The following is a 14,300-nucleotide window of genomic DNA, read 5'->3' as shown; positions in this document are numbered from 1 at the left end:
TCCATCTGCAGGCTGCCGGTAGTTCGGCTACGCTCACCGACCGGTGATTACCATGGGCGCAACGGTGCGGGCGACCTGACCGTCACTGGTGACGGCGCTGATCTGGACCATGTAGAGACCGGCAGGCAGGGTGCGACCTGCACTATCCCGGCCGTTCCACGTTGTGTCGTTACTGCCTGCAAGAACGGCCCGCCCCGGAGCCACCTGGGCAACGGTGCGGCCGTTCGCCATTACGGTCACGCTCACCTGGGCCGCCCGGGTGAGATTATACCTGATGTCATAGAGACCGACCGAGCGGCCATTGACCATGCGGGCGGGATCGACGAACACCGACGTTATCGCCATTGGAGCGCCGGGAGCTACCGGCGCGGCAGTGATGGTAAACGTTCGGCTGGCCGCCTGCGGGCCGGTGTTGAACTGATAGGAACCCGCATGGCGCATCTGCACCTGATCACCGCTGGTTTTATCGGTGAGAAGGAGCGAGTACGACCGGGGCACCGACTGGATGTTGGGCCAGGTTACCGTTACCGTTGCGTTCTTTTGCGTAGAGCTGACGATGACGTTCCAGGTGTGAGCGGCGCCGAATGGCTCGAGATCCTGCGCATAGAGCGCCGAGCCGTCGTTCGGCCGCAATACTCCCAGTGTTACGTTTGGTGACAGCATCGGCGGCTTGGGCACCTTGGTGATGTCACGTCCGACGGTCGCCTGTCCAGACATCCCGATGAAGTTGTTTGCATCGTGGAGCGTACCGGAGGTGGCGTCAAGTTGGAGCTTCCAGCCTGTTGACACAGGCGCTCCGAGCGTTTGTCCCGCAGTCTGCGGATGCAGTACCACCGCGTTGCCGGTGCCGCTGCCGGCCTGCGCCGTGGGCGGTACCACGAGGCTGATCGTCGGCGCAAGGCTTGGCGAGGCCGGGTTCTTCGGATAGACGTAGACCCAGTGTCCTTGCCATGGGAGCAGTGAACCGCCGGGCAGCGTGGCAAACGTATAGCTGCCATTGGACAGTGTATAGATGTCGGGCAGGATACTGCCCTGATCGGCCGCCGAGCCAATGGACACCCGGCTGCCGTCGGCCATCTGCACCTGCAGTGCGTTGAACGGCACCACGTAGTTGAACGGATCGCCGATCAGGTTCCAGCCCTCATGGAGCGGTATGACGATCGGTCGGTTATCGTACGTTTTGCCGTTTGTATCGACCTCGATGCTTGCCGGAGACTGAAGGAAGTAGCCCAATCCCAACGGGCGAACGTCCGTGGGAAGGCCGAGCGCTTCCGCCTGGTCGATCGTGGTTGTGACGTCTGGCGGAGTGAAGGATGAATATGCCGGGTTCTCACCAGAGGCGCCGGGTCCATACGTGGCGTACTGGCCGGCATTGCCTGTACTGGTGGGTAGTGTTACCCACCGGGCAAGTCCGGAACTTGAGCCGAGCAGCTGTTTCGGCTGCCGGAACGCCCCGGTCGGCGAATCGGCTGCCGACTCGAAGTAGGGTATGGAGACGAGTGAAGTTCCGGGCAGGAACACGTGCGGGGTCAGCGTGATGATGCGAGATGCTGTCACGGTTGCTCCGCCACCCACGCCAACGCCGGTCACCGTAATCGTGTGCTGAAATGGCGCCGACAGAGGAAACTGATGCCGGATCTGCATCGTGTAGTTTGGGTTTGCCGAGGTGGAGTCGCCGACGAACGTCGCATTCTGGATATCGGAGGCAGGCGCCGGAGTACCATCGATGGTGATGGTGACGTTGGCCGGTGCTACATTCACGAGCGAGAAGGTGAGTCTCGGCTTGAACGTAGCAACAGGCGGTGCCGTGTTGCTCAGATCGGTGGGGAGACCGGTCGCGGGATCAACGCCCTGCGGGTTGACGATGGATGCCTGAACGGCAACTTTGTTTAGCGCCGCATAAGCGTCCAGGATGCCATAGCCAAAGTGCGCATCGGGCAGCGTGCCCAGTCCGGTTGAATTCGCCGTCTCCTCCATCACCTTGATCGCCTTGGCCGCCGTGACACCGGGAATTGACATCAGCAGAGCGGTCACAGCAGTTACGTGCGGCGCGGCGAAGGAGGTGCCTTGCTCAAACGCATACAGGCTGCCCTGTTTGAGAACGAAGCAGCCATTGGGATCATTAGGACCTGTAATCTGAGACCCGCCGGGGGCTGCAAGTTCCACCTTGCCGTACGATGAGTAGTAGGCGAGCGCCTTTGTTGGTCCTATAGCGGAAACGCTTACGACAAACGGATAAGCGGCAGGAAGGTTCGTTCCGCTATCTTCAATACCGTCGTTTCCTGCGGCCGCGATCATTGCAACGCCTGCGTTTACCAGCGCGAGAATCCCCTGATACTGCGGGTCGTTCGTATTGCTCGGGTCGCCGCCAGAGTAGCCATAACTCATATTGACAGCGACGATGTGGTCCTGCTGTACGCGCGACAGGATGTAAGCATAACCGGACAGGATGCCGGGCGTATCTACCGATTCAGCCGGTGCGCCAATTTTGTGCGCCTTGATGCCGAGGCACTTGATGTTCTCCCAGTCGATGCCGGCGGCGCCGATACCGTTGTTGGTCAGCGCGATCGCAATACCGCTCGTGGAGACGCCGTGATCGGCGCCGGCATCCGCATTGATGTTGGTGCTGTTATCCGCGGTGTCGTAGCTGTCGGGGAGGAACTGTCCCTTTGTGTCCACATGTGTCAAGTCGTAGCCGGAGTCGATCCAGCCAACGTTCACATTCGGAGCTCCCTTTTCAAGCGCCCATGCTTGCGGCATGTTGATCAGAGGCATATCCCACTGATCGGGCGCGTAATCGGGGTCGTTCGGAATATCACCCGAGCTTTGACCGTAAAGTGTATAGAGATGCGAAATGTCGGCGTAGCGAACGCTGGGGAACTGTTTGAGAGTGGCCACAGCCGACGACGTCTCCGCGGGTGTCTGACGGTTTGTTGGGAGCCAGATGACGTAGCAGTCCTTCATCAGGAGTGGTGTAACCGAGAGCGGCGACACGCTCGCCGCCACCGTGTTCACGGTGTCCTGCGGCGTACCCGGCTGCATGTATAGGATGATTTCGCCCGGGACTGTGTTGGGTTGCGTTTGGCTGTAGGCGGCCATAATCGACAGTCCGAAAACGGCTGCCGCGAGTGGCGCCCACGCCCAGCGAGCAGATTGCTGAGCGCGCTTCATAATTGACACTGCTCCTTTAAACATAGAACCGACTTCTTTCGCCGGTGTGCGCAGCCACAGTATTGGTGGCTGCGCACAGTCCGGTTAGCCCATCCGGCTCCGCGGCCATCGCCGCGCTCCGGCTTCTAGTGATGCGGCCTCCCAGCGCCCGTGAGGATCTGCTGGATGGTCGGTACGCGCTTTGCAGCCACGGCGTGGCCAAGCGAAGTGTCGCCCGGCAGGGGCAGCACCCAGTTTGCCGCACGGCCACTGTTCAGCTTGTTCAGAATAGCTGCGGCTTTGCCAGGTGGGGGCGGCGGCGCCGGCGCAGGAGTGAACGACTGGATGGAGCTGTAGACCCATCGGAACTGATCGGCGATGGGACCGGACGAGCCACCAAACCAGCTTAGCGGGCCGGGCACATCGGCATCGTGCCGCGCCCCGACACGCCAATAGATCGGTGGCGCTGCAGCGCCCGCGGCACCATTGACGAAGTTCGCAAACGACTGATCCGCGAGTAGCTGTGGTACACCGCGCAGGTCGATTGGAGCACTAACAGTCTCGGAGACGCCATCGGCGTTCGGGGCGCTGGAAAAGATCGGTGTCACCAGGAAGATCGTCTTCGGGTTGGAGAACGACCGGTCGGTGGAGATCTCGAGCTGGAAGACGTCGGCGCCGTTGCGGCTCGTCCATGTTGGCGCAAACTGGGTGATATTCACCGATTGCGCCGATGCAGTCGGCGTAAGCAGCAGAACCGGGTTGACCGGAGTGGCGTTTTGGCTCGTGACCGGGTCGGTTTCGATACAGATGTAGGAACCGCCGTTGCCATTGCCGCCGTTGCCATTGCCACCCGTGCCGCCGGTACCACCAGTGCCACCAGTGCCGCCTGTGCCGCCTGTGCCGCCGGTACCGCCAGTGCCTCCCGTACCCCCGACACCACCGGTGCCACCCGTGCCGCCGGTGCCAAGTCCACCGGTTCCGCCGGTGCCACCACCACTGGAACTGCTCGAGACGACCGGCACCTGCCTTAGTATAACGGCAGAGACCTGATACTGGTAGGTGTTGCCTGGCGTGAATCCAGTTGGAAAGCTGCCGGTGACCGAGATCAGGCCGCAGGTTGCCGTGGTGCTGCCTGTGCCACTCGTTCCGCTGCCGGTGCCGTTGCTGCCGTTGCCCACTCCAACGGTGATTGTGCCACCGTTCTGATAGAACGCGTATGGGCTGGGCCTGTCGACAAAGACATGCGTGTTACCGGATGTGGTTCCAATCGGAATACGCCCGATAAATGTGGTGGTACCGGTACCGCCGGTGCCGCCCGTACCACCGGTTCCACCCGTTGTTACACCGAGGTTGTTATCGAATGGATAGTCCGGCAAGCGCCAGATGTGGTACTGCTGGACACCGGCCTGGCCAAAGATGTTGTCACTCCAGTTGATCTGGACCGCAGACGAACCGCTTGAGGCAAACGGTTGCGCCGTCACGTTCGTCACTGACTGCTGGCCGCCTTTGTTGGCTCCGGCGAGAAGAACGCCGAGTCCGATTGCAGCAAGCGTCGAACCGATCGCGGAGAAGTTCGGCCGCGTCACGCGCTCGGCCTTGATCAGGCCGGGTGTCGCCGCTATTACGTAGTTGGGGCGATAGAGAACGCGGCCCAGGTCCTCTGGACGAATGCCGCCAACGTTCTGAATGACGTCGGCTTCGCTGTCCGTTGCGTAGACACGAGCAATGCGAACGAGGCCCTCCTGCGTCTGCGCACCGTTTGCGCCGTCGCGGAGGATCATCACATCGTCACCCACGTGCAGACCGTCGCGAAGACCGCGATTGAGGATGACCGTGTTGCCGTTGATGTTCAGCACCGTGGCCGTGACCAACTGGCGCTCGACAATCTGCCGCACGGCATCCATAGCGGCATGCTCCGCCGCCGTCGTGACCAGGTCCTGTGGGTCCCCTACTTCGCCCGGCGCCGGCACGGCTGTCGCCTGACCGATGCCACCATTGATGAGCTTGCCGGTTGTCGTGTCCTTCACCGTAAGGCTCATGACCACCGTCGCGGGCCGGCCCTTCATCGGCGGCGCGCCTTCCACAACTCCCTGGATTATGCCGTCGGCGTTGAGTGCGCGCGCCAGCCGCGTCAGATCAAAGTCACTGAACGACGGCGCTTCACCTGGCAGGCTCGGCACACGGATACCCAGGCTCTTGGCCTGCGTAGTGACTTCAGTAGACGGCAAGACGTCAAACTTGCCCTGCCCCGTGTTTACCAGCTCATTGTAAACGGCATCCGTGGCGGTGCGCGCCAGCGCGTCCGATGTGCCGGTCGCCTTGTCTGTAAACTCTGCGAGCACCACCCGGAGCACCTGCTGCGCGTGCGCGCGCTGCAGAGGCAAGGTGAGCAGCAGAAGAGGCAGAACCAGTGCCGTAGTGGCGAACTTGACGGCCGCGCGAGCTGCCGCAGGCCTGCAGTAAGCTTTCACTCTATCGACTCCTCCCTGAAAGTCCCGCGCCGGATGCAGGGGGCGGGTCCCCGGGCGCAAGTTTGTTGTTGGTTCCATTAGCGTGAGACTACCACTGGAATGATGTTCCGTACTACGTGTCCACCTGTGTCGGTCGCCTGGACCTCGACCATGTAGGTGCCGGCCGGCACGGCTACTCCGGCATCGGTCTTGAGATCCCATATCGCGTTCAACTGCCCAGCGGCCCGCGTCTGCCCGGTTTGTACCGTGCGAAGTGACCGGCCATTGGCGAGAACGCGGATTTGAACCGTGGCGTCGGCCGTAAGCGCGTAATCGATTGCTACGGAGGTGCCCACGCCACGTGTCGTGTTGAGGCGTGCATCCAGGCCCTGAATGGCCAGGAACTGTCGCACCGCAGGGGTCACCACCAGCTGGAAGTGGCGAAGCAGCGGCTTGGCGGATGCCGGGATCGTATAGACGCCGTGCGTTCTGAGATCGAACGACGTGTTACTGTCGAGATCGGTCAGCGCGATGTGGTAGCGAGCCGGTACCGCTGCCAGGGCGGGCCACGTGAGTACCACAGGCGTATTGAGCGCACTGGAACTTACTGTAAAGTTCCACTTTTGCGCCGTCTCCGACTGCGACCGCACATCCACGCTGTATGGACCCGCCATCCGTCCCCAGTCGGCGTGGTTAAACGTGAGGGCGACTTGAGATTTGCCGATACCCGGCGGCGTCTGCAGCTTGAATCGGTCGTAAGTATCGATTGCGGCGCGCGATTGGCCGACAATCCCCGGAGCAGAGTGAACCGTTCCAGCCACGGCATTGAGCGACAGGCGCCAGCCATCACCATTGGCATTGCCACTGGTGATTAACTCTGCATTCGCCGGCGATATCGATGCCCCTCGGGTCTGGATGGCGTTCGGGTCTACTGCGAGGGTACAGGGCGTGAATGCCTGCAGCCAGTAGCCACGCCATTGATCCAGCGTGAACGCAACCTCGTAGGCGCCGGTACCGTAGGTCCACAGCGCGGAGCCGAGAGCGGGCGTGTTGCCGCTCATCGCACTGATCACATCTTCCTGCGTGCCATTGGCCAGTGTGATCTTGAGCTCGAGGAAGTCGATCGGGAACGGGAACGGATCGCCAATCAGGTTCCATCCGGGATGCAGCTGGATGTTGAATGGCCCGGTCAGCGGCGCCGGCGTGCCTGGTGTGGTCAGCGCAAGCGAGGCCTGTCCCGATGTATCCGCCAGCCAGTAGCCGACACCGAGATGGAATGTGTCGGCAGGTGCTACCGGATAGTAGAGATACGAATTCAATGGCCATGTGGCGAAGAGGAACGCTCCGGAGGCGACGTCGGATGACGGTACGCCGAGGAGCGTTGTTATCGGCACGTTGTACAGGTACGGCGATGACACCAGCGCTTCACCCGCTGTGAATACGTGCAGCGGATCCAGCGTGAAGTTGATGCCCTGCAGTTCCTGACCGGTCACCACGGTTACGGTTTGCGAGGGCGTGGTGCCCGCCGGCGGGTTGTAGCCGGGCTTGGCAGCGGTAACGGTTACCTGACCGCCCGCGGGCACATTCTGCACCTTGTAGTTAAAGGTGTAGGTTCCCACGGTTTGCGGTGCGCCCGTAACTGCCGAAAGCACATTGCCCTGCCGGCTCTTCACCGGATTACCGGCTGGATCCGTGAGCGTGATACTGACGCCCGAGATCGGTATGCCCTCGGATGTGGAGACCAACCCGGAGATTGCTCCCGGAGGCAGCTCGGCGAGAGCGAAGTTGACGTTCGGCGTGTTCGCCTTGCTCGCCACAGTTACGGTAAGCGATCCGCTGGTCTGGTAGCCGAGACCGCTTGCCGTGACGCCGTAGGATCCTGGGCTGAGGTTGGCGATGCTGTACGTGCCATCGGCGGCTGTAAGGGCGGTTGTGGACGTTGTTGTGCCACCAGACGTAAAGCTGGCCGTTACGATAGCGGCCTGGATTGGTTTACCGGTGTTTTGGTCCGTGACCTTACCGGAGATCGAGCCAGGTATCGGCTTAACGCTGAAGTTGACTCCCGTGGTAAGGTTTGGCCCATTGACAACCACGGCTTTGTAGGTTGGATCCGTGGTGCCGTAGCCGACGGGAATCGAACTACCGTAACCCAGCGTAGTAAGGTTGCTGATCACCACGGAATAGACGCTGGTGGGACATGCAATGGTATAGATGCCATTGAAGTCGCTGGTGCCGCTGAAGCTGGCAGGGTTAGTGGCGCCGGGTGACGAGATGTCGGTTGCTATGACGACCGCGCCGGGTACCGGCACGCCGTTGCTGTAGTTGGTAATCTGCCCCTTTATTCCGCCAGGAGGCGCTTCCGTCATAAAGATGTCGGTGCGGCCCTGGTAGCCGCCATGGAAAACGGCGCCGGAGCCGTGGGAGCTCTGGAGGTATCCCGTTTTGGCGACGTTCAGTGTGAAGATGTCCGCGCCCTCGGCCGGCAGGCCATCGAGGGAGAAGGAGCCATCGGTTTGACTGACGGTGGTCGCCATGGTCATGGCTTTACCGGTGGCGATGTTGATACCGGTGGCGCTTACAAACACGCCGGAGAGCGGTACCGAGGTGCCGTTGCCCTGTGTGGCGAACACGGTGCCGAAGATGCGGCCCGTCCGGAGGAAGTCCAGAACGTTGTGGATCATCTCGGCGCGGCGGTTCTTGAGAATGTATTCGGTTACGGTTCCCACGGTAACGGTAAAGAACTCAGGGTTGATACCGTCCCAGTTGAAGCCGCTGTAAACGACACGCCCGCCAAGGCTATTCGTGGATGGTATGTTCCACGATACTGCAACTCCCGGATTCCCGTTGTAGGTACCGATATAGGTTGCGTCGGTGGTTGCTGCGGGCGCCGCCATCACATCCATAAATGCCGCTGCCGAGCCCAGGCAGCCCCAATCCCGATTTGCCGGAACTGTGGAGGGCGCCACAAAGATGGGCCCTTCCGACGGCGGGTGGTCTGGTGGAAACGGCGGTGGGCCGGGATAGTTGTGGTAGGCCGGCGCGGCCCAGTACTCGGTTGAGACCGGATGCGTGAAGTGGCCGGCAGTCAGGTTGATCTGATATTCGCCGATCGTGCCCTGGAACGGATCGTCCTGGACGTAGGACGTGCCGGCAAGGCCCAGCAATGCGAGACCGTTCTGACTCTGGCTATTCGTAATCGCCCAGCCGATGTCGGTGCCGTCCAGGAAGAGCCGGCCTCCATTGTTGACAAACTGAAGGAGGTTGGTGAGCGTGGAGTTGTCCAGGATGGTACCGGGGCCAACGTAGAGGTCGCCCGAATATGGCGAGTGCCAGATGACACACCGATCAGCCACATCTACCTGCACCGCCGCATTGCCGTTGAGTACATCGTTGGGATCGGTCTGCTGATGACCGCCGTAGGTTTGCAGGATGCTGTAGGGAATCGGCCCGCGACACAGAACGCGCCACTGGTCGTACCGACCGGTGACGGGAATGCCGGTGCCGTCGTCCGTCAGTGGATCATACGCGAAGCCGGAGCCGTACGAGTCGACGCCTAGCGGGTTCAACACGTTCAGCAGCGGACCACCTGAGGTGGTGGTGACGTAGCGCGTAGGCAGCAGCTGCGTGCTGAGCTCGGTCATCCAGCTCTCGGTTGGCCACATCGAAAACGCGCCGGGGAAGTTGGTGCCACCGTTTCCGTTACGACCGAGAAAGAACTTCTGCCCCTCGTCGTAGTCGTTTACGTAAAGGACGCGACCCTGCGTGGTGAATGGGCGCGTCGAGAAGCCCCATACGTTATCGTAGATTTTCCAGTTGGTCCGGAGGCCGGTGTCGAATGGATCCACCGCGCGATCGCGGGCAATGATGTCCACGATCCAGTCGCTGGCGAACGAAACTGGAGCCGTCCAGTCTGCCGTGTAGAGTCCGTCGCCGGCGATCTCACCCTCGGGCTCGTGACCGCCCTTGGATACAGGCCCGTCATCCCAGAGTTGCAGCCAGAAGCCACCTTCCGGGTCGTTTGCGTCGGAGTCGGGCGGATTGAGCGAGCCCGAAAACGCGTTCTCATCGTCGACGCCGGGGATATACCAGTTCCATCCAGGCCAGGAGGCTGGGATGGTTCCGAAAAGGTCCTGCGCGGTTTTCGGCATAAAGCCGGGCGTTCGGAACACTGGCACGCCGAGTGATGAACTGGGCTGTATTGCCTGCGAGTCCCATTCATACGGTGGGTTGACGGCAAAAACGGCGGTGTTTATCAGGCCTGGCCCAACGAAATAGGTCTTATGCTCCTGGCCGTCTGCCGACTGCTCTGCGCTATCCGGGCACTTGATCTGCACCCATACCGATTCCACGCCGGTTTCATAATCCGCAACACGCGCTGCGATGCGCAGCCGGTCTCCCGGCAGCGCCTCACGTATCGGTACGAGCGGGTTGTTATCCTCCGAGATACGAACAATGTTGTTGGCATCGTAGTTCAACAGCGTTGGCGCGTTGATATCAAAAATCGTGGAGGCCCACAGGTTCAGGTTGCCACCACGATCACTCTGAAACGCGATCCGGTACGAGTCGATGTACTGTGGCCAAACCGGATAATCCTCGTTGGAAGTGAAGTTGGGATCGAACGCGTGACTGGGTTCGGTTGGATCGATCGACGTGTCCGGCGTGCTGGTCCGCAGCTTCAACCCGGGATTACCGGGCGCTTCGGGCGTTGAGACCGTATAATCGCCCGGGACGCCGATATCGGGCTGGACGGTGGCATGCAGCCAGTAGATATCGAAGGTGTTCTTGACAGCGTTCGGGATACCAGGGTTGTTGGGATCGGTGTCGGCGCGGTTGCTGGCAAACGCAAGCAGTTCGTCGGCGGTTGACGAGCCGGTGCCGGTGGGCTGCTCCGGTACCACGCCGAGCGGGTCTGGGCGGAGCGTGCTCCACGCAGCGTTCTTGTTGGTGGTTGGTACGCCGCCGATCGTTATGCCGGTTACGCGCCGTACGTCGGGGCGGAAGCGGTTCGGATTAAGTACCCAGATATCCGTGGTTGTGGCAAGGCTCGTCGCGGAAATCGGCGCCGCTGTATTGGGCCAGGCGGCGGCATTGGTGGTAAACGCTATCAGATTGCCATCAGGCGACCACGCAGGCGCGGAGTCGGTCGACGTGCCCTTGGTAACCTGGGTGATGTTGCTGGTCTGAACGTCAACCACGAAGATGTGGTAGGTGCTATCGGTAACCAGGCGTCCGCTAAAGGCCAGCTGCGCGCCGGACGGTGACCAGGTGGGATGCCTTACGTCGGCAAAATTGAAGCCTTGCGGGTTGGTCAGCGTAGGGCTGGACGGCTGGCCGCTTGTCCCGAGTCCGGGGCTTATAGGCACTATAACAAGCTGGAAGCCACTCGTCTGAAGATTGTCGAGACTGTTTGGGTACTGCATGCTGCCGCCAGTGCAGTAGGCCATTGTGCCACCATCCTGCGAGATGGCGGGCTCGATATCGTTATTGGCGCCGGCGGTAATCTGCGTGGCGCCGGAGCCGTCTGGATAGATTGAGTAGATGTGGTAGGTATGCGAAGCGCTCTCAGTTGCATCTGCCGCGCTGTTCCGGTCACTATCGAAGTAGATGAACTTCTCATCCGCTGTCCAGAATGGATGAGATTCCTGCGCTTGTGAAATAACGTCGTTTCCGGAGCCGGGCTGCGCGGACGTGAGCAGGATGGTTTGTCGTATCACCGCCTGGTCGCCAGGCGCACGGGACCGCAGTTTTGCAAGCACACTGGCCGGCAGTTTCCGCTGCGTCATCCATGCCGGCACCTGCTGAAGCCGCCCATACAGCACGTGTGGTGACACGGCGCGGCTGGCTCCGCTTTGAGCTCCAAAGAAGTTCGACAGCGATCCTCGCGGGTTTTTGGATCGGTTTTGAGCAAACGACGCGCTTGCTGCGGCCATCAACATGGCTCCGGCAGCAAGTATAACCCGGTTGATCGAACGATATCTGGCTCTGTTCAAGGCGCGTCCTACCTCCAGAGTGTTAGGCCACTGGCACCAAACAGGGGGAAACTGCGCGCCGCCGGCACGGGGGGATGTGCCAACGGGAAACTGATGCGATCTGTCGAACTCGAAGCCGCCGCAACAACGGTATGGAGATTATAACACACGGTATGCCATTGCGCAAGTACGAAACAGCCGTCGAATACGCTTTCACCAATTGATCGTTCTATTCCTGCGAAGCCGTTCGGCGCGCCTCCACGAGATTCCTGCACAGCAATTGGATTGAGCGTTCGAATTTGCGGAGGCTGCCATTATTGTTCACAACCAGGTCGGCAAGCTCAGCCTTCCGCTCGAACGACCACTGCGCCGTTATCCGGATCGCGGCGACTTCGGCGGAGCAAGCGTCACGGTTTACGAGGCGGTGGATCTGCGTTTGACGGTCGGCGCCGATGACCACCACCGTATCGAACCACGACTCAAGACCGCTCTCGAACAGCAGCGGGATCTCAACGGCAATGACGCTGTCAGCGGGCGAATCAGCGCACAGGCGAAGAATTCGGCGGCGCAAGCGGCGGCGAATGGCCGGATGCGTGATTTGATTGAGGCGTTCAACCAGCAGCGGTTTACCAAACACGCGTTCGGCCAGGGTTCCACGCCGCAGCGTGCCGTCGGGAGCGATAAGATCGGAACCAAAGGCGTCTGAGATCGCCCTGAGTGTGCGGCCGCCGGGACGCACAACGGCGCGCGCATCGTCGTCGGCGTCAAGCACCCGCGCACCAGACGAACGGAAGGCAGCCAGTGCCGTAGACTTGCCGACGCCAATGCTGCCCGTTATGCCAACCAGGATCGCCGGGCAACCATGCCGACGGCGGCGGCGGCGCGGAGTCAACGCCGCGTTCAGACCTCCTCGATTGGGTCGACGCCGCTTTCAGCTTCGGCGTCGGGATCCGACGTGAGGTCAAGGTCGGCGGTGATGTCGGTAAGGTCGTCATCGGCATCTTCCTCAACCTGGCGACCGCGCTTCTCCTTCCGCGTGCGCTCCTTGCGGTTATGCTCGATTGCGTCTCCGATTGTATAGCGAGGTTCTTCGTGTGCACCGGCTGCGTGGCGCATCTCATCCCTGGGTTCACCATCGCGGTCTGGCCGGCTGCGCTTGCTATGCGGCTCGCGCGGGCTAACGACTTGAGCTTCCGCTTCGGGCTCATCCGGCATGGCGCCTCGAACTGAGAGTGTCAGCCGCCGCTCATCCGGCCGTACCTGGATGACACGAACCTGGATTTTGTCGCCAGGATTCACAGATGGCGTAGCCTTGGTGTGATTCCTTGGCAGCTCCGCGTTTGGGACGATGCCCTCAACGCCGCCATCTACCTGCACAAACGCTCCAAACGGGGCTATGCGCGTTACCGTGCCTTCCATCAGATCGCCGGCGTGCACGCGCTCGGCCAGCGTGACGAATGGATCGGGAAGGATCTGCCGCATGCTCAGGGATACTCTGTTCTGATCAATATCCACCTTGAGGATGAGGACTTCCACTTGCTGTCCTTCGCGCAGTACGTCGTGAGGATCGTTTACGCGGGTCCATGCCATTTCTGAAATGTGGAGGAGCCCATCAATGCCGCCAAGATCGACGAACGCACCGTATGTGGTGAGTCGACGGACCGTACCGACACGCGTTTGTCCCTCAGTGAGGTCGGCGCGTGTCTGGGCGCTACGCGCCTCACGATCTTCAACCAGAGCGAGCTTGTTGGACAGCACCACTTTGCGCCGTTCGCGATCGACCTCTATGACCTTCAGCTTAAGCGTTTGGCCGACGTATCGATCCAGATTCGTCTTGAGGTTACCGTTGTCAACATGTGAGGCGGGTACGAAGCCACGGATGCCTACGTCTACGGTAAGGCCGCCCTTCACGCGCTCCGTGACGAGTGCTTCAATGGTTTCGTTGTCGTCTCGCAGCTTCTGGATCTGCTCCCATGCCTGTTCGAAATCGGCACGTTTCTTCGAGAGGACCGGGTGGCCGTCCTCGTTCTCGGCATGGATAACGACGACGCGGATCACGTCGCCGACCTTAACTTGCGACTCCGGGTGCATGTTCGCGCTGGAACTGCGGGAAAGCTCGTGCGGACGGATGATTCCCTCGGACTTCGCTCCGACGTCGACCATCACGCCCTCGCGGTCCACATGGACCACGGTGCCCGTGATCACCTGTCCATCGCGCAAAGAGCTCATCGACTGGCTATAAGCCGCATCGAAGTCGTCGGCCGATTTGCCGGAACGTTCCGCCGGCGGCGCGGCAGCGGGCACAGCCTCGGACGGCGGCGCTTGAAGCGTAGGTTCCGAATCCGTCGGAACGGTTGCGGTGGTGGTTTCCTGGGTCGGTTCCTCGGCTGCCGCTTGCGATACATTGGTCTCGAACGCCGGCGCCGCGCTTGTTGGGTCTAAGCTCGAGACGGTATGCGTTTGGCCCACGTCGACGGCTTCGGGCGCCTCAGCGCCGTTGCCGGCGTTGGGCTCGGTACCATCCGGCACTCCGACCATCTCTTCCGATGACATATCCAATCCGCTCCTCTCGGGTCAGCGCATCTCGGATGATTCATTCCGTTCGCTGATCCCGCCGAACAACCGACTGACATCCGCCTGTGCGTTGCCATCATGGTTCTCCGATGTGTTCGGCATACATTCGGCGGCAAACCACCGATTCCTTCTTTATCACTCGCAATCCACGCCAATC

5 protein-coding genes are annotated in these 14,300 nt (G+C 61.0%); all 5 read right to left on the bottom strand.

Going from position 1 to position 14,300, the window contains the following annotated elements; all coding sequences use genetic code 11:
• Nucleotides 1-33: 33 nt before the first annotated feature.
• The 5 genes from KGJ62_03785 to KGJ62_03765 all read right to left on the bottom strand — a co-directional run bounded on the left by KGJ62_03785 (nt 34) and on the right by KGJ62_03765 (nt 14,122).
• On the bottom strand, nt 34-3,171 hold the full coding sequence (locus tag KGJ62_03785) for a S8 family serine peptidase (protein MDE2125689.1): 3,138 nt from the start codon (nt 3,169-3,171) through the stop codon (nt 34-36).
• 125 nt (nt 3,172-3,296) lie between these two features.
• Nucleotides 3,297-5,621, bottom strand: a complete 2,325-nt coding sequence (locus tag KGJ62_03780; GenBank protein ID MDE2125688.1) for a hypothetical protein — start codon at nt 5,619-5,621, stop codon at nt 3,297-3,299.
• Between the two features lie 77 nt (nt 5,622-5,698).
• Nucleotides 5,699-11,590, bottom strand: a complete 5,892-nt coding sequence (locus KGJ62_03775) for a carboxypeptidase regulatory-like domain-containing protein (GenBank protein ID MDE2125687.1) — start codon at nt 11,588-11,590, stop codon at nt 5,699-5,701.
• A gap of 208 nt (nt 11,591-11,798) precedes the next feature.
• Nucleotides 11,799-12,461, bottom strand: a complete 663-nt coding sequence (coaE, locus tag KGJ62_03770) for a dephospho-CoA kinase (GenBank protein MDE2125686.1) — start codon at nt 12,459-12,461, stop codon at nt 11,799-11,801.
• 8 nt (nt 12,462-12,469) lie between these two features.
• Nucleotides 12,470-14,122, bottom strand: a complete 1,653-nt coding sequence (locus KGJ62_03765) for a S1 RNA-binding domain-containing protein (protein ID MDE2125685.1) — start codon at nt 14,120-14,122, stop codon at nt 12,470-12,472.
• Nucleotides 14,123-14,300: the final 178 nt, after the last annotated feature.

It is taken from the genome of Armatimonadota bacterium (assembly GCA_028871815.1).
GTDB lineage: Bacteria > Armatimonadota > Chthonomonadetes > Chthonomonadales > Chthonomonadaceae > REEB205.
Note: the sequence above shows the minus strand (reverse complement) of the source record. Positions and strands in the feature narration are given on the sequence as shown.